The following is a 25,261-nucleotide window of genomic DNA, read 5'->3' as shown; positions in this document are numbered from 1 at the left end:
GATCTGCGTCGAGATCGACGTGATGGCGGGTTCTACTCGCTCTTTCCCGCCCGAACGTCGGTGTGGGCGGGGGTGGGGGTGACGCCGGCGGCGCGGAGTGCTGCGAGGTCGGCCGCGCCGCTGCCGTGCAGGCAGATCAGCAGCTCCTCGAGGAAGATTTCGAGCCAATCGACCACGGCGGCAACGGATTCGATGGCCGGTGCGAGCAGCGGTCTGGCGACGGCGACGACCTGGGCGCCCATGGCGAGCGCCTTGGCGGCATCCATGCCGGTGCGGATCCCGCCCGAGGCCACCAGCGGCAGGTCCGGCAGCGTCCGGCGCACCTCCTGCAGCGCCTGCGCGGTCGGGATGCCCCACTCGGCCAGCGCGGGGTGGCGGATCTCCCCGTACCGGACGAACTGCTCGATGCGCGCCCACGACGTGCCGCCCGCACCGGCGACGTCGACGGCGGCGACGGGATAGTGCGCCAGCTCGGCCGCTGCGACGGCCCCGATTCCGTGCCCGACCTCCTTGATCATCACCGGATAGTCGAGTGCGCCGATCACGTCGCCCAGCCGACGCAGTGACCCGGAGAAATCCGTGTCGCCCATGTGCTGCATCGCCTCCTGCAGCGGGTTGGTGTGCACCGCCACGGCATCGGCGCCGACACGGCGCAGCGCAGCCGCCAGCCCGGGCACCATGTCCGGGGACACCTGCGCCAGCCCCATGTTGCCGATCACCAGCACGTCGGGGGCCACCTCGCGGACCGCGAAGCTGGCCGCGGCGCCCTCGTCGTCGATCATCACCCGCTGCGAGCCCAGCATCATGCCGATGCCCAGTTGTTGCGCTGCCGCGGCCAGATTGCGGTTGATGATCCCCGAGAGCTCCGCGCCGCCGGTCATCGCGCCGATCAGCACCGGAGCCTGCAACCGGCGGCCGAGGAAGTCGGTGCCCAGATCGATGGAGCGCAGGTCAGTCTGGGTCAGCGCGTTGTAGGGCAGCTGGTAGCGCTCGAAGCCGGTGGTGACGGTCTGGTAGTCGACCGCCTCGTTGAGGCAAACGTCGATGTGGCGACGTTTGCGTTGATGCAGGGCCGAGCCCGGGTTGAAGCTCACCGGCTGTGGCTCGATCCACGCCCCTGCGACAATGGCCGGGTGAGTGAGGGTCTCTGGATCGCCATCGCGGTCATCGCCGTCCTGCTGCTCGTCGCGCTCGTGGTGGGCCTGGTGCGGTACCGCCGGCGTCGTATCAGCCTGTCCGCTCCAGACACTGCTACTCCTGTCGATCGGTCGGGCGGCTACAAGGCCGCCTCGGGCATCACGTTCTCGGCGTCAGCGCCCACCCAGGCGCCTCCTCAGCCGCCCACCGCCACGCCCGCGCCGCGCGCTCCGAAGGCGCCCGAGCGCATCGACACCACCGGACTGCCCGCTGTCGGCGATGATGCCACCATCCCGCGGGATGCACCCAAACGGCGCATCTCCGACGTCCGGCTGCCCGATCCGGTCACCGAGGCCCCGGCACCGCGTGCGGAGACCCCGCCGCCCGCTCCGGCACCGGACGTGGTGGTTCCCGACGAGCCGCCCGCCCCGGCCCCGGATGTCACCCCCGAGATCGACGCCATCGCGCCGGCGGAAGGCCGTCTGGACCGGCTGCGTGGCCGCTTGGCGAAGTCGCAGAACACGCTGGGCCGCAGCATGCTGGGCCTGCTCGGCGGGGGGTGACCTCGACGAAGACTCGTGGGAGGAGATCGAGGACACGCTGCTGATCGCCGATCTCGGTCCCGTGGTCACCGAATCGGTGGTGAGCGCGCTGCGCACCCGAATGGCATCGGCCAACGTTCGCACCGAGGCCGACGCCCGGGCGGTGCTGCGCGACGTGCTGATCACCGAGCTCAAGACCGACATGGATCGCTCGATCAGGGCACTGCCCCACGAGGACAAGCCGTCGGTGCTGCTGGTCGTCGGCGTCAACGGCACGGGCAAGACGACCACGGTGGGCAAGCTGGCGCGCGTGCTGGTGGCCGACGGCCGCCGTGTCGTGCTGGGCGCCGCGGACACGTTCCGTGCCGCCGCCGCCGATCAGCTGGAGACATGGGCGTCACGGGTCGGTGCCCAGGTGGTCCGCGGCGCCGAGGGGGCCGATCCGGCCTCGGTGGCCTTCGACGCCGTCGACACCGGCATCGCGTCGGGCGCCGACGTCGTGGTGATCGACACCGCGGGCCGGCTGCACACCAAGACCGGCCTGATGGACGAGCTCGGCAAGGTCAAGCGGGTGGTCAGCAAACGTGCCGCGGTCGACGAGGTGCTCCTGGTCCTCGACGCGACCATCGGTCAGAACAGTCTCCCGCAGGCCCGGGTGTTCGCCGAAGTGGTCGACATCACCGGCGTCGTGCTCACCAAACTGGACGGCACCGCCAAGGGCGGCATCGTGTTCCGGGTGCAGCAGGAGCTCGGCGTTCCGGTGAAGCTCGTGGGGCTGGGTGAGGGCGCCGATGACCTCGCCCCGTTCGAGCCGGCGGCCTTCGTCGACGCGCTTCTCGGCTGAATCGCCTGATGTAACAGCAGCGAAACCTGACCGGTCCATCCGTTCACACGAGCGAAACACCGGCGCGTCTTCGCCGAAACAACCACTGCGCATTGTCATGTCCCAGGCAACGGTCGTCATTTTCGCGCGGCCGTGGCATGACGAAGGAGGAATCTGCGAGTGGACCAATTCCCGACGATGGGTATACCGGACACCGGTGATACCGCGTGGATGCTCGCCAGCGCCGCGCTGGTGTTGCTGATGACGCCCGGCCTGGCGTTCTTCTATGGCGGCATGGTGCGCGCCAAGAGCGTGCTCAACATGATCATGATGAGCGTCTCGGCCATGGGTGTCGTCACCGTGCTGTGGGTGCTCTACGGCTACTCGCTCGCCTTCGGTAACGACGTGGGCAACCTGTTCGGCAACCCCGCCCAGTTCTTCGGACTCAAGGGGCTGATCGGGGGCAACGCGGCGGCAGCTGTCGTGGCCGACCCGGCCGCCGGCGTGGAAGCCGTGGACGCAGTGAACATCCCGCTGGTGGGCACGCTGCCGGCCACGGTGTTCGTCGCCTTCCAGCTGATGTTCGCGATCATCACCGTCGCGCTGATCTCGGGCGCGGTCGCCGACCGCATCAAGTTCGGTGGATGGCTGCTGTTCACCGCCCTCTGGGTCACCGTCGTGTACTTCCCGGTCGCGCACTGGGTCTTCTCCTTCGACGGCGTCACCGCCGAGACGGGCGGCTGGATCGCCAACAAGCTCGCCGCAGTCGACTTCGCCGGTGGCACCGCGGTGCACATCAACGCCGGTACCGCCGGCCTGGTTCTCGCGCTCATCCTCGGTAAGCGCCGCGGCTGGCCGGGCACCCCGATGCGCCCGCACAACCTGCCGTTCGTGATGCTCGGTGCCGGTCTGCTGTGGTTCGGCTGGTACGGCTTCAACGCCGGGTCGGCGACGTCCTCGGGTGGTCTGGCGGGTTCGACCTTCGTCACCACGACGGTGGCCACGGGCGCTGCGATGCTGGCCTGGTTGCTCACCGAGCGCATCCGTGACGGCAAGGCCACCTCGCTGGGTGCCGCCTCGGGCATCGTGGCCGGCCTGGTCGCGATCACCCCGTCGTGCTCCTCGGTGAACGTGGTCGGGGCTCTCGTGATCGGCGCCGTCGCCGGTGCCCTGTGCGCCTTGGCTGTCGGCCTGAAATACAAACTGGGATATGACGACTCGCTCGACGTGGTGGGCGTCCACCTGGTCGGCGGCATCGTCGGCACCCTGCTCGTCGGGCTGGTCGCCGCGCCGGAGACCGGCGCTGGTGTGGCCGGACTCTTCTACGGTGGCGGCTTCGACCAGCTGTGGCGTCAGGCCGTCGGTGCGGGAGCGGTTCTGCTCTACTCGGCCATCGGGACAGCTATCTTGGCTCTGATAGTGAAGTACACCGTCGGACTTCGGCTCAGCGAGGAGGATGAATCCACCGGGGCTGACGAATCGGAGCACGCTGAAACCGCCTACGACTTCGCATCGGTCGGCGGAGGCTCGGCACTCGGTCGTCACCCAGGCGTGGAGGGATAAGGGATATGAAGCTGATAACTGCGATCGTCAAGCCGTTCACACTCGAAGATGTCAAGACCGGTTTGGAACAGACGGGCATCCTCGGCATGACCGTCAGCGAAGTTCAGGGCTACGGTCGGCAGAAGGGCCACACCGAGGTGTACCGCGGGGCGGAGTACTCGGTGGACTTCGTGCCGAAGGTCCGCGTCGAGGTCGTCGTCGACGACGCCGCCGTGGACAAGGTCGTCGACGTCATCGTGCAGGCCGCGCGCACCGGAAAGATCGGTGACGGCAAGGTCTGGGTGAGCCCGGTCGAGACCGTGGTGCGGGTGCGCACCGGCGAGAGGGGAGCCGACGCTCTCTGACAGAGCAGTCGAACACCGAGTCGTCTCCCGGCCTGCGCCGGGTGCGCTGGATCGTCAAGTGCCGGGAGGACAACTCATGACAGAACAGACACCGCGACCCGCCGCCGGCGCACCCCGTTGGGTGCGTCCGGCGGCGGGATCGTCAAGTCCCGCAACCGATCTGACAGCGGCCGTCGAGCAACTGCGGGCCGGGGGAGCCCGCTTGGACTCGGCGGCGCTGCGCGACGCCCTGCTCGATCTCTACGATTTCTGGCTCACCACCAAGGCGAACGACATCGGGATCACCGCCAGCAGCGGATTCGCCATCGTCGCCACCGGGGGTCTGGGCCGCGGTGAAGTCCTCCCGTACTCCGATCTCGATCTGATGCTGCTGCACGACAACATGCCGGCCGACATCGTGGGCGAAGTCGCCGAGTTGCTGTGGTATCCGTTGTGGGACGCCAACATTCGCCTCGACCACAGCGTGCGCACGGTGCCCGAAGCCCTGCGCGTCGCCGCCGACGACATGTCGGCCGGGCTGGCGATGCTCGAGGCGCGTCACATCGCCGGCGACGCCGACCTCTCAGCACTGCTGATCGGCGGCGCCCGCAGGCAGTGGCGGACGGGGATCGGTTCGCGCTTCGAGGAACTCGTCGAACACACCCGGGCCCGGTGGCAGCGCAGCGGCCAGATCGCACACCGTGCCGAACCCGACCTCAAGTGCGGTCGCGGAGGTCTGCGCGACGTCCAGCTGCTCAACGCACTGGCCATCGCGCAGCTGGCCGACGTGTATCCCAGCCGATCACTGGCTTCACCCACCGAGACCCTGGGCGAAGCGCACTTAGCTCTTCTGAACGTGCGCACCGAACTGCATCGCGTCGCCGGACGCGGCCGGGAGCTGCTGCTGGCCCAGCACGCCGACGAGATCGGGGCGTCGCTGCGCATCGGGGACCGATTCGATCTGGCCCGCATGCTGTCCGACGCCGCCCGCACGGTCAGCTACTACGTCGACGCCGGCATCCGCACCGCAGGCAACGCGCTGCCACGCCGCGGCCTGTCGGCACTGCGCCGCCCGGTGCGCCGGCCGCTCGACGAGGGAGTCATCGAGTTCAACGGCGAAGTCATCCTCGCCAGAGACGCGCGTCCGGAACGCGATCCCGGGCTCATCCTGCGGGTGGCGGCCGCGTCGGCGACCACCGGCCTGCCCATGGCGGCCTCGACGCTGAGCCGGCTGGTGGAAACAGCGCCAGAACTGCGCACACCGTGGCCGCGCCAGGCGCTCAAGGACCTGCTGGTGATGCTCGCCGCAGGACCCTCGGCGGTCGGCACCATCGAGGCCCTCGACCGTACGGGGCTGTGGGGCCGGCTCTTCCCGGAGTGGGGAGCGGTGCGCGACCTGCCGCCACGTGACGTCGTGCACATCTGGACCGTGGATCGTCATCTTGTCGAAACCGTATCGCGGGCAAGCGCTTTGACCACCCGCGTCGCCCGGCCCGACCTGCTGGTTCTCGGTGCGCTGATCCACGACATCGGCAAGGGGCGCGGCGGCGACCACAGCGTGATCGGTGCCGAGCTGGCGCATCAGATCGGCACGAGGCTGGGGTTGTGGCCGTCGGACATCACGATCCTGTCTGCCGTCGTCCGGTATCACCTGCTGTTGCCGCACACCGCGACCCGACGCGACCTGCAGGACCCAGCGACGATCTCGGCCGTCGTCGACGCGATGGGCGGGGATCTGACGGTGCTGGAGCTCCTGCATGCATTGGCCGAAGCCGATTCCCTGGCCACCGGTCCCGGCGTGTGGGGTGATTGGAAGGCTTCGCTGCTGGGAGACCTGGTCCGGCGGTGCCGACTGGTCATGGCGGGGGAGCCTCTGCCGCAACCGGATCCGATCGATCCTCGCTTCCTGGAGATGGCCGGCCAACCCGGGGTGCACGTGGAGCTGGCACCCGGCGACAGTCCGCACATCTTTACCGTCACGATGATCGCAACGGATCAGCGCGGACTGTTGTCGAAGGCCGCTGGTGTGCTGGCGCTGAATTCGCTACGGGTGCATTCGGCGTCAGTCAACGGGCACAACGGATCTGCGGTCAACACGTTCGTCGTCTCGCCTCATTTCGGTTCGCCGCCGGCCGCCGAGCTGCTGCGCCAGCAGTTGATCCTGGCCCTCGACGGCGATCTCGACGTGGTCTCCTCGCTGGAGAAGAAGGGTGATCCGCAGGCGGCGGGTCGTGCCGGTGAGATTCGGCCGGCTGTGCCCATCCACGCTCCTGCCGCGCCGTCGCGGGTGCTGTGGCACGACACCGACGAGGCCGGGCGCACGGTGCTGGAGATCCGGACCACCGATCGCGCCGGGCTGTTGAGCGCGCTGACCGCGGTGTTCGAGCGCAACGGGGTGGACATCGCCTGGGCGAAGGTGACGACGCTGGGTTCCTCGGTCGTCGACGCGTTCGGCGTCGTGCTGCCACCCGACGGCGCGGTGCGGCAGACACTGGACCGGGAGCTGTTCGCGGTGCTGCCCGCGCCGCCGCCTGCCGTCGAGGAAGCCAGCTAGGCCGTCACCCCGCGGTGGTCACCGACACCCACGTGCCGTTGACTGCCGCGGTGCCGGTGAAGGTGTCGACGAGAGCGGGGTCGTGCAGGGCGTTGACGTTGGCGCCGGCCAACGTACGCGCGTGGCGCCACCCGGTATCGCGATGGCCCCAACCATGCGGTATCGCAACGGTTCCGGCGCGGATGTCGGCCGTGACGTCGATCGGGACCTCGATGCTGCCGACCGCGGAGGCGACGCTCACGGTGTCGCCGTCGGCCAGGCCGCGGGCCGCCGCGTCGTCGGGGTTCATCAGGACCGTGCACCGGTTGCTGCCGCCCGTCATCGACGGCACGTTGTGCAGCCAGGAATTGTTGCTCCGCAGCTGCCGGCGACCGATCAACTGCAGGTCGTAACCGTCGGTGGGCGCCGGGTCGGTATCCGACAGGTGGGCGCGCGCCGCCGTCACGAACTCGGCTGGGGCCAGATGCACGCGACGGTCGTCCGTGGCGATCACCTCACGCAACCGCGGCCGCAGCGGGCCGAGATCGACACCGCCGGAGCTGGAGCGGATCTGCCGCATCGTGATGCCCTTGCGGCCCTTGCGGAGTCGGCCGTGCGGCCCGGTCGCCACGGCGACTGCCGCCAGGCGCAACGGGTTGATCGCCGAGATCAGCCGTGACCGCAGAGAGCCGGGCAGTGACCGCAGCGGCCGCGGCAGCAGCTCGAGCGTCAGGCGTGTCAGGATCTCCCAGTCCTCGATGCCATCGGACGGCGCGTCGAACGAACGGTGTTGGAAGCGAACGGTGTTGCGCACCTGGAACACCGGTGTGAGCAGGCTGACGTCGTCACGCTCGAGCGGCGACACCGGCGGCAGGATGAAGTCGGCGTGCCGGGTGGTCTCGGTGACGTACATGTCGACCGCCACGTAGAAGTCCAGCGAGTCCAGCGCATCGTCGAGCCGGCCGCGCTGCGGGATCGACGACACCGGATTGCCGGCGTAGGTGATCATGGCGCGGATCTGACCGGGGCCGGGGGTGAGGATCTCGTCGGCCATCACGACGGCGGGCAGCTCCGAGCGGAACGAACGATAGCGACCCGACCGGTCGGTGTAGCTGCCAGGCCGAAACGGTATCCGTTTGGCCAGCCTCGGCACGTCCGCGACGGGGGTGGTGAACATGGTGCCGCCCGCGCGATCGAGGTTGCCGGTCACTGCGTTCAGCACCATCACCAGCCAACTGACCAGAGTGCCCGTCGGCTGCTGGCAGATGCCGATGCGGGCGTAGATCGCCGCCGATTCCGCCGCGGCGTGCTCGCGGGCCAGCGTGCGGATCACCTCCGCGTCGACCCCGGCCCGCGGGGCCATCGCCTCCGGCGTCGCCTCCGCGACGAGGTCGGCCAGCTCGGCGATCCCCGTCGCCTGCACAGCGACGGCGGTTGTGTCGCAGAGCTTTTCGGCAAGCAACACGTGCAGCATCCCCAGCAGGAGGAACAGGTCGCCGCCGGGGCGGACCGCGACGTGCTGGTCGGCCAGGCGCGCGGTCTCGGTGCGGCGCGGGTCGACGACGACGACCGTGCCGCCGCGTTCGCGGATCGCCCGGATCCGTCGTTTGGCGCCCGGCATGATCGACAGCGACCCGTTGGAGACCGCGGGATTGGCGCCGAGGATCACCAGGCGCTGAGTGCGGTCGATATCGGTGACCGGGATCAGTGCGTTGGAACCGAACACCTTCCACGCCGCGAATTCGTGCGGCATCTGGTCGATCGACGATGCGGTGAAGAAGTTGGGGGTGCGCAGCGCACGGCTCAGGAGGAAGCCGTAGGCCGAGCCGGAGCTGTGGGCGGCCGGGTTGCCCAGGTACATGCCCAGCGCGTGGCTACCGCTCCTGGCTCGCACCGCACGAAGCCGGCGGCCGATCTCGGCGAACGCCTCGTCCCAGCCGACCGGCACGAAGCCGTCCCCGACGCGGCGCAGCGGGGTGCGCACCCGATCGGGATCGTGGTGCAGTCCACCCATCGCGGTGGCCTTGGGACAGATGTAGCCGTGGGACAGGACGTCGTCGGGGTTGCCCTCGATGCGGGTGACCTGCCCGTCGGTGACGGTGACGTGCAGCCCGCAGTGCGCCTCACACAATGTGCACTGGCTGATGTGGGTGACCTCGCCCCGGGGGGCGCCGGCGTCCCGGGGCGCTGTGGTGAGGGGCACGTCGATCGCTGTCACAGAACCTCCGCGGGCTTGTCGGATGGCCCTCACGGTAACGGGTGGGGGTCGCGCGCGACCAGAGCTCAGCGCGGCTTTCTCGCAGCGACCGGGCGACCGTTAGGCTGACGAGGTGTTTGAATCCCTGTCCGACCGGTTGACCGGTGCCCTGTCGGGCCTGCGCGGCAAGGGCCGGCTGACCGATGCCGACATCGACGCGACGGCCCGCGAGATCCGGCTGGCCCTGCTCGAAGCCGACGTGTCGTTGCCCGTCGTGCGTCAGTTCGTCTCCCACATCAAAGACCGCGCCAAGGGCGCCGAGGTCTCGGGTGCGCTGAACCCCGCCCAGCAGGTCGTCAAGATCGTCAACGAGGAGCTCATCGCGATCCTCGGCGGTCAGACGCGCCAGCTCGCGTTCGCGCGCAACCCTCCGACGGTGATCATGCTGGCGGGCCTGCAGGGTTCGGGTAAGACCACGCTGGCGGGCAAGCTCGCCAAGTGGCTCAAGGGCCAGGGGCACACGCCGCTGCTCGTGGCCTGTGACCTGCAGCGTCCCGGTGCGGTCAATCAGCTGCAGATCGTCGGCGAACGCGCCGGGGTCGGTGTGTTCGCGCCGCATCCGGGTACCGCGCCCGGCGCCGCCGAGGTCAAGGGCACAGCCGATCCGGTCGCGGTGGCCGCCGCCGGTCTGGCCGAAGCCAAGGCCAAGCACTACGACGTGGTGATCGTCGACACCGCGGGCCGCCTCGGTATCGACGAGGAGCTGATGAGTCAGGCCGCCGCGATCCGCGACGCCGTGACGCCCGACGAGACCCTGTTCGTCCTCGATGCGATGATCGGCCAGGATGCCGTCACCACCGCTGATGCCTTCCGCGAGGGTGTCGGCTTCACCGGCGTCGTGCTGACCAAGCTCGACGGTGACGCCCGCGGTGGCGCCGCGCTCTCGGTGCGCGAAGTCACCGGTGTGCCGATCCTGTTCGCGTCCAGCGGCGAGAAGCTCGAGGACTTCGACGTCTTCCACCCGGACCGGATGGCCAGCCGCATCCTCGGCATGGGCGACGTGCTCAGTCTGATCGAGGCGGCCGAGCAGCATTTCGACGCGGAGCAAGCCGAGGCGACGGCCGCCAAGATCGGCAGCGGCGAGCTGACGCTGGAGGATTTCCTCGAGCAGATGCTGATGATCCGCAAGATGGGCCCGATCGGCAATCTGCTGGGCATGCTGCCCGGTGCCGGCCAGATGAAGGACGCGCTGGCCGCCGTCGACGACAGCCAGCTCGACCGGGTGCAGGCCATCATCCGCGGCATGACACCGGCTGAGCGCACCGACCCGAAGATCATCAACGCCTCCCGGCGGCTGCGCATCGCCAACGGCTCCGGCGTCACCGTTGCCGAGGTCAATCAGCTGGTGGACCGCTTCTTCGAGGCGCGCAAGATGATGTCGCAGATGGCCGGCCAGATGGGAATGCCGTTCGGCCGCAAGAACACCCGCAAAGCGGGCAAGGGCAAGAACAAGCAGGCGGGTAAGAAGAAGGGTGGTCGCGGGCCGACGCCGGCCAAGAACCGCAACCCGCTCGGTGCGGGGATGGGCGGCCTGCCCGCCGGCTTCCCCGACCTGTCCAACATGCCCAAGGGCCTCGACGAACTACCGCCGGGCCTGGCCGACATCGACCTGTCGAAGCTGAAGTTCCCGAAGAACTGATGGCCGCGGCGCTGCACGTCCGCGGGCGTGGGCTGCCTGACGGGGAACCCGTCGAGTGGTGGATCGTCGATGAGGGCTCGCCCGAAGGGGGTGGGCGGCGCGGGCGCCTGTCCGCTGAACCGGTCGCCGGCGCCGAGACGGTCTTCGACGGAGGCTGGATCCTGCCCGGCCTCGTCGACGCGCACTGCCACGTCGGGCTCGGGCCCGAGGGTGAGATCCCGCTCGACGAGGCGATCGAGCAGGCGCTCGTCGAGCGTGAGGTTGGCGCCCTGCTGCTGCGCGACGCCGGATCCCCCACGGACACGCGAATTCTCGACGAGCGTGACGACCTGCCGCGGATCATCAGAGCCGGGCGTCACATCGCCCGACCCAAGCGCTACCAGCGGGGCTTCGCCGCCGAACTGGCCGACGAAGACCAGCTGCCCCAGGCGGTCGCCGAGCAGGCGCGCCGCGGGGACGGGTGGGTGAAGATCGTGGGCGACTGGATCGACCGCGACACCGGCGATCTGGCGCCGCTGTGGTCTGACGATGTTCTCGAGGAGGCGATCGACGCCGCGCACGCCCACGGCGCCCGGGTGACGGCTCACGTGTTCAGTGAGGACGCGCTGCCCGGTCTGATCCGCGCAGGCATCGACTGTATCGAACACGGCACGGGGCTCACCGAGGACACGATCGACCTGATGGTCGAGTACAGCACGGCACTGGTGCCGACGCTGATCAACATCGAGAACTTTCCTGACATCGCCGCTGCCGCCTACAAGTACCCGCGCTATCAGCGGCACATGCGCGCCCTCTACGCCACGTGCGGCGAGCGCATCGCGGCCGCACGGGAGGCGGGCGTGCCCATCTACGCGGGCTCGGATGCGGGCAGCGCCGTGGCGCACGGTCGTATCGCCGAGGAAGTGGAAGCGCTCAAGGGCATCGGTATGACGCCGACCGAGGCGCTGGGCGCGGCCTGTTGGGATGCCAGGGAATGGCTGCGCCGGCCTGGCCTGGAACACGGTGCGTCCGCCGACTTCGTCTGTTACACAGACGATCCGAGAACAGGTGCCGGCGTGCTAGCGGCGCCTGATCGCGTCGTGCTGCGCGGGCGCGTCACGCGCTAGTACACGTCGCGCACGTAGCGGTGCGACTTCACCAGGTCGTTGACGAATGCGTGGGCGCCCTCGGCGTCGAGCCCGCCGTGTTCGGCGACGATCTCGTGCAGCGCGGCGTCCACGTCGCGGGCCATCCGATCGGCGTCGCCGCACACGTACAGATGCGCCCCCTCGCTCAACCACGCGAAGAGGTCTGCACCGCGCTCTCGCATACGGTGCTGCACGTAGACTTTCGTGTCCGTGTCCCGGGAGAACGCCAGATCGAGCCGGGTCAGCGTGCCGGCCTGAACGAACGCCTCCAGTTCCTCGCCGTAGAGGTAGTGGGTGGCGCGTCTGCGATCTCCGAAGAACAGCCACGACCCACCGGACGCACCCGTGGCCTGGCGCTCCTGGAGGAAGCCTCGAAACGGTGCGACACCCGTTCCGGGACCGACCATGATGATGGGAACGTCCGGATCCGGCAGGCGGAACGCGTGATTGGGCCGTAGCTGCACCGTGAGCCGGTCTCCCCGGTCGGCCAGGAAGGTCGACGCGACACCTCCGTGGCGGCGGCCGTCGCAGGTGTAGCGGAGGGTGGCGACGGTCAGGTGCACGCTGTCGGCATGCACCGACGGACTCGACGCGATCGAGTAGTCGCGAAACTGCAAGGGGCGCAGGGTGTCGACCACGTCGTCGACGTCGAGATCGGCCAGCCGCACCAGGTCGAGCACGTCTTTGCCGTAGCACCACGAGCCCGGTGCCGCGGTCGGCTCGGCGCGCAGTTCCGCGGCCGCCCGCGCGTCGTGGGTGCGCGCGGCGACGAGGGCCTGCAGTGCGCGCGATGGGGTCCGGATCTCGAGGCGTTCGGTGAGCAGGGTGCCCAGTGGTTCGTCGTAGCCTGCGACGAGGTGATCGGGCCCGGCGGCGAGTGCGGCGAGCAGCGCGTCGACGAGCACGGGATCGTTGGGGGCGTACACCGCCAGAGAGTCACCGGCGCAGTACGTGATGCCCGACCCGGTGATGTCGACCTCGTAGTGGCGGACCTCGCGGTCCGGATCGGCCGCTGAGAGAACGCGATTGACCCTGCACCGGGTCGCCACAGGGTGGTGCCGATCTCGGCCGGCGAGCTCGCCGGGCGGCGGCGGCGCGGCGGCCGGGGTGTGTGCGGCGTGCAGCAGCTTGACGACGTCGGTGGTCCACGCTGCGGCGTGGCGCTCATAGGGGCCGTCGATGTCGATACGTGCGGTCAGCCGAGTGGCGCCCAGCGCTTCGAGCCTCTCGTCGAGCAGTTTGCCGGCGTTGCAGAACAGGTCGTAGCCGATGTCGCCGAGAGCCAGTACCGCGAAGCTCAGGTGACCGAGCGGGGTGTCGCTGACTGCGAGTGACTCCCAGAACAGCGCGGCGTTGTCGGGGAACTCGCCGTCGCCGAAGGTCGAGGTGACCGCGACGAAATGGCTGACCGCACCCAGTTCGTCGATGTCGATCTGGTTGAGTTCGCGAGCCTCGGCGCCGATACCTGCGGCGACACAAGCCTCCGCAAAAGACAACGCGGCGTCTTCGGCGTTGCCCATGTCGGTGCCATATCCGACGATCAGCGAGAACTCGGGCTGGACGGCCAACGACTGCTCCCTCGGTCGGCGCACCACACCACGCGGCGCAAGTTAGGGCGACCTTACTTGCTGGCAGCGCGCGATGGGGGCCTCCCTTCGCCGGGTGTCACCACCTGAACATCGGCAGCGGAGAGCTGGGGTGACGTCGGGCGTGGGCCAGCGTCAGCGAGACGAGCCGCGCGTGGAAGCCCGCGTCCGGGCACTGTCTGCGGACGGCGCGGCAGGACGAACGGGGGATACCGAAGCGCACCACTGCAAACGACACGTCGACGGCATCGGCGCGGCGGAAGATCTCCACCGGGGCGGTCGGCGGTCCGGCGCGCCGTATCCGATGGTGTTCGACGATCATCTCGGTGACGAGCGGGGTGAGCTCCTCCGCGCCGTGCTCGGCGAGCCAGGTGCGGGCCAGCTCGGCCGACGGCGCCAGATAGTCGAAGGTGCCTGCCGACCAGATGCCGAGATCGTGGAACGCGGCCGCGGTCAGATACGTCTCGGTGGACGAGGGCACGGGCTCGGTGCCGGCGGCGGGGGAGATGGCATGCAGCGCATCGCAATACGCAAGGACCCGCAGCACGTGGTTGCGGTAGGCCGTCAGGTCGGCGCCGAGGTGGGCGGTCCACGGCGCGAGGCGCCGATCGATCTGCTCGGCGGCACCGGTGTCCACCCCGGTCAGCCTAGGGCTGGCGGAAGCCGTAGTCGAACAGGTCGATGGCTTGTCCGTAGAGGTCACCGCTGCCGTACATCTGGACCACGACCAGCCGCTTGCTGCCACGCTGGGCGACTCCGACGTAGGTCTTGCGGGCCAGGTTCGTGAAGCCGGTCTTGCCCGCCAGATCGCCGGGGTAGCGGCTCAGCAGCTCATTCTGGTTGTGCAGGGTCTTGCCCGGGAACGGCGCGGTGGGCGATCGCATGATCTGGGCGATGAGCGGGTACTGCAGCGCCGCACGGTAGATCACCGCGAGATCGTGGGGCGAGGTGATCGACTCCCAGCCGGGTCCGTCCAGGCCCGACGGTGACGAGGCCTTCGTGCTGCGGGCGCCGACGAGCGCGGCCTTGCGGTTCATCGCCGCCACCGCCGCCTGTTGCCCGCCGAGCATGTCCGCGAGCATGTTCGCCGCATCATTGCCCGACACCATCAGCAGCGCCGAGAGCAACTGCGTGGTGGTGTAGGCCTGCCCGGGTTTGAGCCCCACGCACGAGCATTCGACGTCGTCGTGTGACGAGTTGGCCCGGGCGAAGTTGTCCGGTCGCAGGTGATCGAGCACCACCATCGCGAGCAGGGGCTTGATCGTGCTGGCCGGTGCGTAGCGGCCGTACGGATCGCGACTGGCCAGCACCCGGCCGGTGTCCAGATCAGCGACCAGCCACGCTTGCGCCGGGCCTTGTGGAAGCGCTTGTGCCGCTGCGGGTTCGGCACTGGGCTGGGCACCAACCGGGGCGGCGGGTACGACGAGCGTCACCGCGGCCACCGTCGTACCGAGGGCGCACACCAGCCCCGCGAATCCACGCCGCACGATGGGCGACGCTACCCACGGGAGGACTCGGTCAGGTCACCGTCGGGTAGCGATTTCGGCGTGCTGATCGACGCTGAGCGACGGCAACCACGCCGAAATCGCGCTACAGCGTGCCGACGCCCGCGTTCGGGCCCAGGGCGAAACCCCAGTCGAGCAGCGCGGCTGCCTGATCCCAGTACGTCGGTCCGCCTTCCCTGACGAGCCCGTGCATCAGCGCGACGACCAGATGCCGCCCGCCGCGCTCTGCGCCGCCGACGAACGTCTTCTGCGCGAGGTCGGTGTAACCGGTCTTGCCGCCGAAGGTGCCCGGGTAGCGATGCAGCAACTCGTCCTGGTTGACCAGCACGACGTTGCCGGTGCGGGTGGGGAAGACCGCGGTGGGCTGGGAGGTGATCTGGGCGAACACCGGGTTGGCCATCGCGGCGCGGAAGATCACCGCGAGATCGTGCGGTGTGGACCAGATGTCGATCCCGGGACCGTCGATCCCCGACGGCGAACCGGCAGTGGTGCCCAGCGCGCCGAGGCTGACGGCCTTCGCGGTCATCTTCGCCGTCGCCACCTCGCGGCCGCCCAGCATGGTCGCCAGCGTGTTGGCGGCATCATTGCCCGAGACGAGCAGCAGCGCCTCCAGCAGCTGGCGAGCCGTGTACGTCATCCCCGGTGTCACGCCCGCGCAGTTGCACTCGACCGCGGTGTCGGCCTCGTTGGCGACGATCGTCGCGTCCAGCGGCAACTCGTCGAGCACAGTCAGCGCCAGCAGCACCTTGATCGTGCTGGCGGGTGCGAACCGCGTGTTCTCCTCGCGGCCCGCGAGCACTGCGCCGGTGTCCATATCGGCGACGATCCACGCCTCGGCGGGGCCGGCCGGGATCGGAACGCTGCCCGCGGGCTGGCTCACCCCGGCGATCGGCGTCGCGGCGGCATGAGGAGCGCTCACACCCCCCGACCGCACCCACGATCACCGTCAGGCACGCAAGAAGCCTCATCATGGCGGCCGAGCCTAACCGGACATCTCGATCGTGTTCAATCGAAGAATGTTGAGCCTCGAGGAGATCTCCGATCGGCTGGAGATCCAACAATTGCTGGTCGACTATTCGACTGCGATCGACCAGAAGCGCTTCGACGATCTCGACGCGGTGTTCACTCCCGACGCGTACATCGACTACAGCGTCGCCGGCGGTATCGAGGGGAGCTTCCCCGAGGTCAAGGCCTGGCTGAAGGAGGTGCTGCCGAACTTCCCGATCTACTACCACATGCTGGGCAACGTCGACATCCGCATCTCGGGTGACACCGCCACCTCGCGCGCGATCTGCTTCAACCCGATGATGATGGGCGGCGATTCTGGTCAGATCTACTTCGTCGGCATCTGGTACGTCGACGAGTTCGTCCGCACCGAAGACGGGTGGCGGATGAGCAAGCGGGTCGAAGAGAAGTGCTTCGACAAGCTCCTGTGACGATTTCTGTTCGCGCCCTGCCCTCTGGCACAATGAGCGGTTGTCTGTCCGGGACTCCGGCCCCGCGACGGTCACACACGTAAGGCAAAACCGGATCAGGCAACCCGCCTGTATCGCCGAATTGCAGCGTGGCACCTCAGTAGGAGTGTTTCTTCATGGCTGTCAAGATCAAGCTGACCCGTCTGGGCAAGATCCGCAATCCGCAGTACCGCATCATCGTCGCCGACGCGCGCACCCGCCGCGACGGTCGCGCCATCGAGGTGATCGGCCGGTACCACCCCAAGGAAGAGCCGAGCCTCATCCAGGTCGACTCCGAGCGCGCCCAGTACTGGCTGGGTGTGGGCGCTCAGCCCACCGAGCCCGTGCTCGCGCTGCTGAAGATCACCGGTGACTGGCAGAAGTTCAAGGGCCTCCCGGGCGCCGAGGGCACGCTGAAGGTCAAGGAGCCCAAGCCTTCCAAGCTGGACCTGTTCAACGCCGCGCTGGCCGAGGCCGACGGCGGCCCGTCCACCGAGGCCACCACGCCGAAGAAGAAGAAGGCGCCGGCCGCCAAGAAGGAAGCCTCTGACATCGAGGCCACCGCGGATCCGTCCGGATCGGCCGACAAGTCCGAGGCCGCCGCCGAGGGCGAAGACGCCACCGTCGCCGGCGCCACTGAAAGCTGAGCGAAGCCGTGAGTTCAGTCGTCGTCGACGCCGTCGAACATCTTGTTCGCGGGATCGTCGACAACCCCGACGATGTGCGGGTCGACATGGTGACCAACCGCCGCGGACGCACGGTCGAGGTGCACGTGCACCCCGATGACCTGGGCAAGGTCATCGGCCGTGGCGGACGCACCGCGACCGCGCTGCGCACCCTGGTCGCCGGTATCGGCGGCCGCGGTATCCGCGTCGACGTGGTGGACACCGACCAGTAGATGGACCTCGTGGTCGGGCGCGTGGTCAAGGCCCACGGCGTGACCGGTGAGATCGCCGTCGACGTCCGTACCGATGACCCGGACGGCCGGTTCGTCTCCGGCGCCACCCTGCGCGGCCGGGCGCCGCGCGGGGGAGGCGAGCGCGAGTATCGGATCGAGTCGGTGCGCAGTCACGGCGATCGGCTCCTCATCCGGCTCGACGGTGTCGGCGATCGCGACGCCGCAGATGCGTTGCGGGGCACGCTGTTCCTCGTCGACGCGAAGACGTTGCCGCCGATCGACGACCCCGACGAGTTCTACGACCACCAACTCGAGGGGCTCACCGTGTCGACCGTCGCCGGCGTGATCGTCGGCCGGGTCGCTGAGGTATTGCACACTGCCGCAGGCGAATTGCTGGCGGTGACGCGGGAGGACGGCGGCGAGCTGCTCGTGCCGTTCGTATCCGCGATCGTGGTGTCGGTGGCACTCGCCGAGCAGTCCGTGGTGATCGACCCGCCCGAAGGTCTTCTCGACCTGAGCTGAAGAGGCACCCCGCATGCGCATCGACGTGATCTCGATCTTCCCGCAATTCCTCGATCCGCTGCGGCAGTCCCTGCCCGGGCGCGCAATCGACGCCGGCATCGTCGACGTGGCGGTGCACGATCTGCGCCGCTGGACCCACGACGTCCACCGCTCCGTCGACGACGCCCCCTACGGTGGCGGTCCCGGCATGGTCATGCGAGCCCCCGTGTGGGGTGAGGCGCTCGACGAGATCTGTTCTGCTGAAACACTTCTCGTGGTACCCAGCCCGGCAGGTCGGCTGTTCACGCAGAAGGTAGCGCAGCGCTGGACGGCGGAGAAGCATCTCGTGTTCGCGTGCGGCCGGTACGAGGGCATCGATCAGCGGGTGATGGACGACGCTGCCCGGCGCATGCGGGTCGAAGAAGTGTCCATCGGTGACTACGTCCTGCCGGGCGGTGAGTCGGCGGCTGTGGTGATGATCGAAGCCGTTCTGCGGCTGCTGCCCGAGGTGCTCGGCAATCCCGAGTCCCACCGGGACGACTCGCATTCCGAATCGGTCGGCGGCCTTCTCGAGGGGCCGAGCTACACCCGGCCTGCTGTGTGGCGCGATCTCGAGGTGCCGGACGTCCTGCGCTCAGGTGATCACGCCCGCATTGCCGCGTGGCGACGGGAGCAGGGCCTCGAACGCACCCGGGAACGACGGCCCGACCTGCTGGACTGAGCGCGGACGGCGGTCTAGATCCTGCCGCCGGGGAACATCGTCTCGACGGCCTCGGTGATGTCCTTACGGGCGCCCGCCTCGCTCGTCGGGTCCAGCGAACCGATCGCCATCACATAGCGGCGGTCGGCACCGATCACCCCGGTCGACACATGGAGTTGGTTGCCGCCGTTCCAACAGCAGAACCAACCCTGCTTGACTGCGACGGGTTCGGCGTCGAGGCCCTCGGGGATGCCGAAGCGCTGCGGATATCCGTCTGTGCCGGTCGGTGTGGACTGCGCCAGATTGCCGAGGATGATGTCGGCCTGCTCGCGGGGCAGCCCACCGCTGCCGTCGAGCAGCTTGGCGTAGTAGCGCACGAGGTCGTTCGCCGTACTCTGCGTCACGTCCCAGTGCCCGTTGTACGGCGCCGTCGTGCCGGTCAACCCGTACCGGGCCACCACTCGCCCGATGACCGCGTTACCGCCGCTGCGATCCCAGAAGTTCTGTGCGGCACTGTCATCCGAGGACCGCAGCATGATGTCGAGCTGCTGCCGGTCGGCCGGTGTCAGGGTTGTCTCGCCCTGGGCCACCTGCAGGAGAAGGTCGTCGGCGATGAACAACTTCACCACCGACGCGATCGGGAAGGGACGATCACCGCCATCGGAGACCACCTGCCCCGTCGTCCGGTCAAGAACCACGGTCCGGATGTCTGCACCCGTGGCCGACGCGGCGTCATCGGTGGCCTTCTGCATACGGGCGTCCAGATCGACGAGGCCGGCCGACGGCTGCGTCGGGGGAGCGGCAGGCAGCGGTACCGATTTGCTCTGCGGCGCCACCGCCGACGACTGGGTGCGCTCGGGTGCCGACGACTGCGCCTGGCAGCCGCCGACCACGAGCGCGGCGGCGCACAGCGCCGAGGCCGTCACGCGATGCCGGGGCCAGCTCTGCATGTCTCTCCTCGAGGTCGTCATATCCGGCCGTCCGGGAACATCGTGCGGACCGCCTCGGTGATGGTCTTGCGGGCCGTCGCGGCGTCCGATGCCTGCATCGACCCGATGGCCATCACATAGCGACGGTCGGGACCGATCACGCCGGTGGACAGATGCATCCAGTCCGAGTTCACACAGCACATCCATCCCTGCTTGACGGCGACCGGATCGCCGGGCAGCCCTTCGGGTATCCCGAATCGTTGCGGATACACGCCGCCGGGCACCATGCCGTCGGGCGCGGTGGGCGTCGATGCGGCGAGATTCGACAGGATGACACTGGCCTGTTCGCCGGGCAGGCCGCCCGTCCCCGCCAGGAGCTTGTCGTAATAGCGCACCAGGTCGGTGGTCGTGCTCATCGTGTTGAACCAGCGGCCGTTGGTGGGTGGGCGCGTCGAGGTGAGCCCATACCGGCTGACCACGCGGTTGATGATCGCGGGTACCGCCACTGCGGTTCCAGAACACCTCGGCTGCGCTGTCGTCGGAGGAGCGCAGCATGACGTCGAGCAGGTCGCGGTCGTCCGCTGACAGCGTCGTCTGACCTCTGGCCACCTGGAGGAGGAGATCGTCGGCGATGAACAGCTTGACCACCGAGGCGATCGCGATGGGCCGGTCGTTGCCGTTGGTCACCAGCTCGCCGGTGTTGCGGTCCAACACCGCGGCGGTGATGTCGGCACCCTCATCGGCCGCCGTCGCCGTCGCCTGCCGCTCACGGTCGGCAAGGCCGCGGAAGGCGGCGGCAGGTTGGTCGACGGGCTGCTCGGGAAGCTCTTCGGCGGTGCCCGCCGGCGCGATCACCGTCAGTTGCGGACCGTCCGGGTGCGCGCGCGACCCGTACAGTTCTGCCTGGCAGCCGCCCAGGGCTACGGTGACAACGCCCAGGCCAGCTGCGGTCTTGGCCAGCTGCCACGGCCGCGGTCGCATCGCTCGTCCTCCCGAGTGTGGGCCTACCCTGGTGCCTGGAACGGGTCGGCGCTCGGCACACCCGTGCCGTCCAGGGTAACGGCTGTGTACCCGCTGGGCATTGCTTGGCAAGCTCGCCGACGGTACGGCGTCACCGCTGGGTCATGGTTGGGTCATCGCCGTGTCATCGCGCCCGTCGAGCGTGGGTGACGGGTCCGCACCGCCCGGATCGGCGCCGATTTCGGAGATCGGGGCCCCGTCTGGCACAATTGGGCAGTTGTCTGTGCACGGCCGGTACTCCGTCGCCGCGCTGCACGACAGGCCCCAGACGCCCGAACCACCAGGCTCTGCGCGCGTCACCGCGACGCCGCCAGCAGCCGCCCGACACCGAGGAAGTGTGACCGATGAACACGCTGGATTTCGTCGACCAGACGTCGCTGCGCGACGACGTCCCGGATTTCGGTCCCGGTGACACCATCAACGTCCACGTGAAGGTCATCGAGGGCTCCAAGGAGCGCATCCAGGTCTTCAAGGGTGTCGTGCTGCGACGCCAGGGCGGCGGTGTCCGCGAGACGTTCACCGTCCGCAAGGAGAGCTACGGCGTCGGCGTCGAGCGCACCTTCCCGGTGCACTCGCCCAACATCGACCACATCGATGTCGTCACCCGCGGTGATGTGCGCCGGGCCAAGCTGTACTACCTGCGTGAGCTGCGCGGCAAGAAGGCGAAGATCAAGGAGAAGCGCTGACACCGCTTCGGCGGACCGTGATCAGCGCGGCGTCACGCTCGCTCGTGGCTACGCTGATCTCGTGACCGGACCCAGGGACACCCCCGAGACCGACGACACGTCCGCCGACGAGACGCTCGACCCGCCGGAGTCCGGCGAGGACAAGCCGGAGAAGAAGAAGCGGGGAGCGCTGCGCGAAGCGGCGATCCTGATCACCGTTGCGGTGGTCCTCTACTACGTCATGCTGACGTTCATCGCCCGGCCCTATCTGATTCCCTCGGAGTCGATGGAGCCGACGTTGCACGGCTGCAACGGATGCGTCGGCGATCGGATCATGGTCGACAAGCTGACCTATCGCTTCTCCCAGCCCGAACCCGGCGATGTCGTCGTGTTCAAAGGTCCGCCCAACTGGAGCATCGGCTACAAGTCGATCCGTTCCGAGAACCCGGCCATCCGCACCGTGCAGAACGCGCTGTCGTTCATCGGTTTCGTCCCGCCCGACGAAAACGACCTGGTCAAGCGGATCATCGCGGTCGGCGGGCAGACCGTCGAATGCCGCGTGACCACGGGATTGACGGTTGACGGCAAGAAGCTCAACGAGCCCTACCTCGACCCGAACACGATGAACGCCGACCCGGCGGTGTACCCGTGCCTGGGCAACGAGTTCGGCCCGGTGACGGTGCCCGAGGGCAGGCTGTGGGTGATGGGCGACAACCGCACCCACTCGGCGGACTCCCGCGCACACTGCTCCAACGAGCCTGCCGACGTGCAGCGCGGCGTTCTGTGCACCGGCGACCCGGTCGCGGGCACGATCCCCGTCGAGAACGTGATCGGCAAGGCCCGCTTCATCGCGTGGCCGCCGTCGCGATGGGGTGGCGTGAGCTCGGTGGATCCGCAGAGCTAGCGGGAGGCTCGACAGTGCCGGCGTGGCCTCCGAGGATGGTGATCCGCAGGTCGTCTGGTCTGCGCACCCTGGAATCGGCGCTGTACCGGGCCGGACTCGGCCCGGTGGCCGGCGTCGACGAGGTGGGCCGAGGTGCATGTGCCGGCCCGCTGGTCGTGGCGGCCTGCGTGCTCGGGCCCAACCGCATGGAGAGCTTGGCCGCGCTCGACGACTCTAAGAAGCTGGGCGAGGCCGAGCGGGAACGGCTCTTCCCGCTGATCAAGCGCTACGCCCTCGCTTATCACGTCGTGTTCATCCCGTCGGTGGAGGTCGACAGGCGCGGCGTGCACGTGGCGAACATCGAGGGCATGCGACGGGCGGTGGCCGGCCTGCCGCTGCGTCCGGGCTACGTGCTCAGCGACGGTTTCCGGGTGCCCGGGTTGCCGACGCCGTCGCTGCCGGTGATCCGCGGCGACGCTGCTGCGGCATGCATCGCGGCGGCGAGCGTGCTGGCCAAGGTCAGTCGCGATCGGTTGATGGTCGCGATGGACGACGAGCATCCCGGTTACGGGTTCGCCGAACACAAGGGCTACAGCACACAGGCCCACGGGGCGGCGCTGGCCCGGCTGGGGCCGTCGACCCAACACCGCTATTCGTTCATCAACGTTCGACGCCTCGTCGTGGGGGAACCCGCGGGGCACAGCGACGACGATTTTGACAGGATGAGTTCACTGGGTTCAGTGGACTCGGGAGTTGTATGACCTACGCGAAGGACAGCTGAGCCGATGAGTGCCGAAGATCTCGAGAAGTACGAAACCGAGATGGAGCTCTCGCTCTACCGCGAGTACAAGGACATCGTCGGGCAGTTCAGCTACGTCGTGGAGACCGAGCGCCGGTTCTACCTGGCCAACAGCGTCGAGATGGTGCCCCGCAACGCCGACGGCGAGGTGTACTTCGAGCTGCGGCTCGGCGATGCGTGGGTATGGGACATGTACCGACCAGCCCGGTTCGTCAAGCAGGTCCGCGTCATCACGTTCAAGGACGTCAACATCGAAGAGGTCGACAAGCCGGAGCTGCGGCTGCCGGAGTAGGGATGGATCGACGCGTGGACGACGGGCAGGACGTGACAGACCGCACGGGCTCGTCCTCGTCGGTGCCACAACCGGGTGACGACCCGTTCTACGATCCGCCGCCCGATATCGACGAACTGAAGCCGGGCACGGTGGTTCGCTCGCGGCGTGTGCAGCTGGCCTTCTTCGGTCGCATCCGTCGTGGGGCGGCGACCCAGCTGATGTACCGGAGCACCGACGCGCACGGCCGGCCCGAGGTCGCGGTGACGACGGTCGTGGTGCCGAAAGGCCGGGACGCATCGACCTGCCCGGTGCTGTCCTATCAGTGCGCCATCGACGCCGTCGCCGCACGCTGCTTTCCGTCCTATGCCCTGCGTCTCGGTTCGCAGCTCGTCGGGGCATCCGTGCAGGCCGAGTTCCTCGCGATCTCCTCGGCACTCGCGCGCGGATGGGCCGTCTCGATCCCCGATCACGAAGGGCTGGAGGGCATGTGGGGCGCCCCCTACGAGGCGGGCTTCCGTGTGCTCGACGGGCTCCGCGCCGCCGTGTCCCATGAGGCGCTCGGTTTGGCGCCGGACGCCCGCATGGCGATGTGGGGATATTCGGGCGGAGGGCTGGCCACAGGATGGGCCGCCGAGGCGGCTTCGGACTACGCCCCTGAACTCGACGTGGCCGGCGCGGTGCTGGGCTCGCCCGTCGTGGACCCCGAAAACGTTGCGCGACGGCTGAACTCGACGCCCTGGGCGGGTCTGGCTGCGCTGATGATCGCGTCTCTGGTGCACGTGTTCCCGGAGGCGCGTGCCGTGGTCGACAGGCACGCCACCGACGAGGGCAAGGCGCTGCTGCGCGAGATCGAGGAGATGTCGACGGGCTCGGCCATTCGCCGGCTCCGTAACAAGGACATCGCCGACTACGTCGACCTCACCTTCGACGAACTGTTCGCCCTTCCCGAACTGCGGTACATCTTCGACATGACGCGTCTCGGACAGGCGATCCCGAGCATGCCGATCCTGGTGATCCAAGGGCTGCACGACCGGATCGTCGACGTCGCGGACGTCGACGGGTTGGTGCGCCGCTACACCGACGGTGGTGCGACGGTGCGCTATCACCGCGACCCGCTGGCTGAGCATCTGCTGCTGTACGCCTTTGCGGTGCCGATGAGCTTGCGGTGGTTGGGCCATCGGCTGGACAGGGAGCATCGTGGCGGCCGCAGCACCTGGCCCGCGGTCCTCGACACCGGCACCTACCGCGATCTCGCCGGCGCGCTGCCGCGACTGGGGCGTCGACGCCGCCACTGAGCGCCTGACAGACTGGGGGCATGCGCTCCGCACCGCAGTGCTGGCTGACCGACATGGACGGCGTGCTGGTCCGTGAGGAACACGCGCTCCCCGGGGCCGCTGAATTCCTGCAGACCCTCGCCGACCGCGAGCGACCGTTTCTCGTCCTGACCAACAACTCGATCTTCACTCCACGCGACCTCGCAGCCCGGCTGGCGAGATCCGGTCTGGTCGTCCCGGAGTCCGCGATCTGGACGTCCGCGCTGGCGACCGCCACATTCCTGGCCGATCAATTGCCCGGCGGTTCGGCCTATGTCATCGGCGAGGCCGGCCTGACCACGGCTCTGCACGAGGCCGGCTACACGATGACCGATGTCGAGCCCGACTTCGTGGTGCTCGGTGAGACCCGCACCTACTCCTTCGAGGCGATCACCAAAGCGGTGCGGCTCATCCTGGGCGGCGCTCGTTTCATCGCGACCAATCCCGACGTCAGTGGCCCGTCGGCCGAGGGTCCGCTACCGGCCACGGGCTCGGTCGCTGCGATGATCACCAAGGCGACCGGCCGCGAGCCGTACTTCGTGGGCAAACCCAATCCGATGATGTTCCGCAGCGCGCTCAACCAGATCGAGGCGCACTCGGAGAACACCGTGATGGTCGGGGATCGGATGGACACCGACGTCGTGGCCGGCATCGAAGCGGGACTGGAGACCATCCTGGTGCTCACCGGCTCGACGACCATCGAGGACGTCGAACGCTACCCCTTCCGGCCCAGCCGGGTGCTGCCGTCGATCGCCGAGGCGATCGAGCTCGTCTGAGCGCTCCCTACACT

At 68.7% G+C, this 25,261-nt stretch carries 23 protein-coding genes and 2 pseudogenes; 17 read left to right on the top strand and 8 right to left on the bottom strand.

The window, feature by feature from the left end:
- Window positions 1-32: 32 nt before the first annotated feature.
- Window positions 33-1,094 (bottom strand): type 2 isopentenyl-diphosphate Delta-isomerase, encoded by a 1,062-nt coding sequence (gene fni, locus PGN37_RS25260; RefSeq protein WP_335333719.1) that lies wholly within the window; start codon window positions 1,092-1,094, stop codon window positions 33-35.
- A 39-nt stretch (window positions 1,095-1,133) separates the two neighbouring features.
- On the opposite strand from fni, the pseudogene ftsY reads away from it, so the two are divergent.
- The 4 genes and pseudogenes from ftsY to PGN37_RS25240 all read left to right on the top strand — a co-directional run bounded on the left by ftsY (window position 1,134) and on the right by PGN37_RS25240 (window position 6,942).
- Window positions 1,134-2,523, top strand: a pseudogene (gene ftsY, locus PGN37_RS25255) (signal recognition particle-docking protein FtsY).
- Window positions 2,524-2,682: 159 nt separating this feature from the next.
- A complete protein-coding gene (locus tag PGN37_RS25250; protein WP_335333718.1) occupies window positions 2,683-4,065 on the top strand; it encodes an ammonium transporter in 1,383 nt (460 codons plus the stop codon).
- Between the two features lie 5 nt (window positions 4,066-4,070).
- The gene (locus PGN37_RS25245) at window positions 4,071-4,409 is read left to right on the top strand and encodes a P-II family nitrogen regulator (RefSeq protein WP_011779408.1); all 339 of its coding nucleotides are present in this window, start codon (window positions 4,071-4,073) and stop codon (window positions 4,407-4,409) included.
- Between the two features lie 76 nt (window positions 4,410-4,485).
- Entirely contained in the window at window positions 4,486-6,942 is a 2,457-nt protein-coding gene (locus PGN37_RS25240) for a [protein-PII] uridylyltransferase (protein ID WP_335333715.1), read from the top strand.
- Between the two features lie 4 nt (window positions 6,943-6,946).
- On the opposite strand, the gene PGN37_RS25235 is transcribed toward PGN37_RS25240, so the two are convergent.
- On the bottom strand, window positions 6,947-9,139 hold the full coding sequence (locus tag PGN37_RS25235; protein ID WP_442933023.1) for a molybdopterin-dependent oxidoreductase: 2,193 nt from the start codon (window positions 9,137-9,139) through the stop codon (window positions 6,947-6,949).
- A gap of 112 nt (window positions 9,140-9,251) precedes the next feature.
- On the opposite strand from PGN37_RS25235, the gene ffh reads away from it, so the two are divergent.
- Both ffh and PGN37_RS25225 read left to right on the top strand, forming a co-directional pair.
- Entirely contained in the window at window positions 9,252-10,817 is a 1,566-nt protein-coding gene (gene ffh / locus PGN37_RS25230; protein WP_335333714.1) for a signal recognition particle protein, read from the top strand.
- Window positions 10,817-11,923 (top strand): metal-dependent hydrolase family protein, encoded by a 1,107-nt coding sequence (locus PGN37_RS25225; RefSeq protein WP_335333713.1) that lies wholly within the window; start codon window positions 10,817-10,819, stop codon window positions 11,921-11,923. The genes ffh and PGN37_RS25225 overlap by 1 nt, the downstream gene beginning before the upstream one ends.
- Here PGN37_RS25225 and PGN37_RS25220 read toward each other — a convergent pair.
- The 4 genes from PGN37_RS25220 to PGN37_RS25205 all read right to left on the bottom strand — a co-directional run bounded on the left by PGN37_RS25220 (window position 11,920) and on the right by PGN37_RS25205 (window position 15,954).
- Window positions 11,920-13,512, bottom strand: coding sequence for a diflavin oxidoreductase (locus PGN37_RS25220; RefSeq protein ID WP_335333712.1), 1,593 nt, complete (start codon window positions 13,510-13,512; stop codon window positions 11,920-11,922). The two genes, PGN37_RS25225 and PGN37_RS25220, sit on opposite strands and share 4 nt — an antisense overlap.
- Before the next feature lie 97 nt (window positions 13,513-13,609).
- Window positions 13,610-14,167 carry a hypothetical protein gene (locus tag PGN37_RS25215; protein WP_335333711.1) on the bottom strand — a complete coding sequence of 186 codons (558 nt, stop codon included), beginning with the start codon at window positions 14,165-14,167 and terminating at the stop codon, window positions 13,610-13,612.
- Between the two features lie 10 nt (window positions 14,168-14,177).
- The gene (locus tag PGN37_RS25210; protein ID WP_335333710.1) at window positions 14,178-15,017 is read right to left on the bottom strand and encodes a D-alanyl-D-alanine carboxypeptidase family protein; all 840 of its coding nucleotides are present in this window, start codon (window positions 15,015-15,017) and stop codon (window positions 14,178-14,180) included.
- A 103-nt stretch (window positions 15,018-15,120) separates the two neighbouring features.
- A complete protein-coding gene (locus tag PGN37_RS25205) occupies window positions 15,121-15,954 on the bottom strand; it encodes a D-alanyl-D-alanine carboxypeptidase family protein (RefSeq protein WP_335333709.1) in 834 nt (277 codons plus the stop codon).
- A 97-nt stretch (window positions 15,955-16,051) separates the two neighbouring features.
- On the opposite strand from PGN37_RS25205, the gene PGN37_RS25200 reads away from it, so the two are divergent.
- The 5 genes from PGN37_RS25200 to trmD all read left to right on the top strand — a co-directional run bounded on the left by PGN37_RS25200 (window position 16,052) and on the right by trmD (window position 18,609).
- Window positions 16,052-16,471, top strand: coding sequence for a nuclear transport factor 2 family protein (locus tag PGN37_RS25200; protein WP_335333708.1), 420 nt, complete (start codon window positions 16,052-16,054; stop codon window positions 16,469-16,471).
- Between the two features lie 155 nt (window positions 16,472-16,626).
- Window positions 16,627-17,136 (top strand): 30S ribosomal protein S16, encoded by a 510-nt coding sequence (gene rpsP / locus PGN37_RS25195; RefSeq protein ID WP_335333707.1) that lies wholly within the window; start codon window positions 16,627-16,629, stop codon window positions 17,134-17,136.
- A gap of 8 nt (window positions 17,137-17,144) precedes the next feature.
- The gene (locus PGN37_RS25190; RefSeq protein WP_003928628.1) at window positions 17,145-17,387 is read left to right on the top strand and encodes an RNA-binding protein; all 243 of its coding nucleotides are present in this window, start codon (window positions 17,145-17,147) and stop codon (window positions 17,385-17,387) included.
- Window positions 17,388-17,909 carry a ribosome maturation factor RimM gene (gene rimM, locus PGN37_RS25185; RefSeq protein ID WP_335333706.1) on the top strand — a complete coding sequence of 174 codons (522 nt, stop codon included), beginning with the start codon at window positions 17,388-17,390 and terminating at the stop codon, window positions 17,907-17,909.
- Between the two features lie 13 nt (window positions 17,910-17,922).
- On the top strand, window positions 17,923-18,609 hold the full coding sequence (trmD, locus tag PGN37_RS25180; RefSeq protein ID WP_335333704.1) for a tRNA (guanosine(37)-N1)-methyltransferase TrmD: 687 nt from the start codon (window positions 17,923-17,925) through the stop codon (window positions 18,607-18,609).
- 14 nt (window positions 18,610-18,623) lie between these two features.
- Here trmD and PGN37_RS25175 read toward each other — a convergent pair whose 3' ends face one another.
- The gene (locus tag PGN37_RS25175) at window positions 18,624-19,538 is read right to left on the bottom strand and encodes a serine hydrolase (RefSeq protein WP_335333703.1); all 915 of its coding nucleotides are present in this window, start codon (window positions 19,536-19,538) and stop codon (window positions 18,624-18,626) included.
- A 17-nt stretch (window positions 19,539-19,555) separates the two neighbouring features.
- A pseudogene (locus tag PGN37_RS25170) lies at window positions 19,556-20,498 on the bottom strand (serine hydrolase).
- A gap of 383 nt (window positions 20,499-20,881) precedes the next feature.
- Between PGN37_RS25170 and rplS the strand changes: the two are divergent.
- Genes rplS through PGN37_RS25140 form a run of 6 tightly spaced genes read left to right on the top strand, consistent with a single transcriptional unit; the run spans window position 20,882 to window position 25,247 of the window.
- Window positions 20,882-21,223 (top strand): 50S ribosomal protein L19, encoded by a 342-nt coding sequence (rplS, locus tag PGN37_RS25165; protein WP_335333702.1) that lies wholly within the window; start codon window positions 20,882-20,884, stop codon window positions 21,221-21,223.
- The gene (gene lepB, locus PGN37_RS25160) at window positions 21,180-22,106 is read left to right on the top strand and encodes a signal peptidase I (RefSeq protein ID WP_442933022.1); all 927 of its coding nucleotides are present in this window, start codon (window positions 21,180-21,182) and stop codon (window positions 22,104-22,106) included. Before rplS ends, lepB begins: the two co-directional genes overlap by 44 nt.
- Window positions 22,070-22,846, top strand: coding sequence for a ribonuclease HII (locus PGN37_RS25155; protein ID WP_335333771.1), 777 nt, complete (start codon window positions 22,070-22,072; stop codon window positions 22,844-22,846). Before lepB ends, PGN37_RS25155 begins: the two co-directional genes overlap by 37 nt.
- A 24-nt stretch (window positions 22,847-22,870) precedes the next feature.
- Complete coding sequence (locus tag PGN37_RS25150; protein ID WP_043407609.1) at window positions 22,871-23,176, top strand: DUF2469 domain-containing protein; 306 nt, start codon at window positions 22,871-22,873, stop codon at window positions 23,174-23,176.
- Window positions 23,177-23,178: 2 nt separating this feature from the next.
- Window positions 23,179-24,453, top strand: coding sequence for a lipase family protein (locus PGN37_RS25145; protein WP_335333700.1), 1,275 nt, complete (start codon window positions 23,179-23,181; stop codon window positions 24,451-24,453).
- Between the two features lie 20 nt (window positions 24,454-24,473).
- Complete coding sequence (locus PGN37_RS25140) at window positions 24,474-25,247, top strand: HAD-IIA family hydrolase (protein WP_335333699.1); 774 nt, start codon at window positions 24,474-24,476, stop codon at window positions 25,245-25,247.
- Window positions 25,248-25,261: the final 14 nt, after the last annotated feature.

Origin of the sequence: Mycobacterium kyogaense (genome assembly GCF_036946525.1) — a bacterium.
GTDB classification, from domain to species: Bacteria; Actinomycetota; Actinomycetes; order Mycobacteriales; family Mycobacteriaceae; genus Mycobacterium; species Mycobacterium kyogaense_A.
This window is presented reverse-complemented; position numbering and strand designations above follow the sequence as displayed.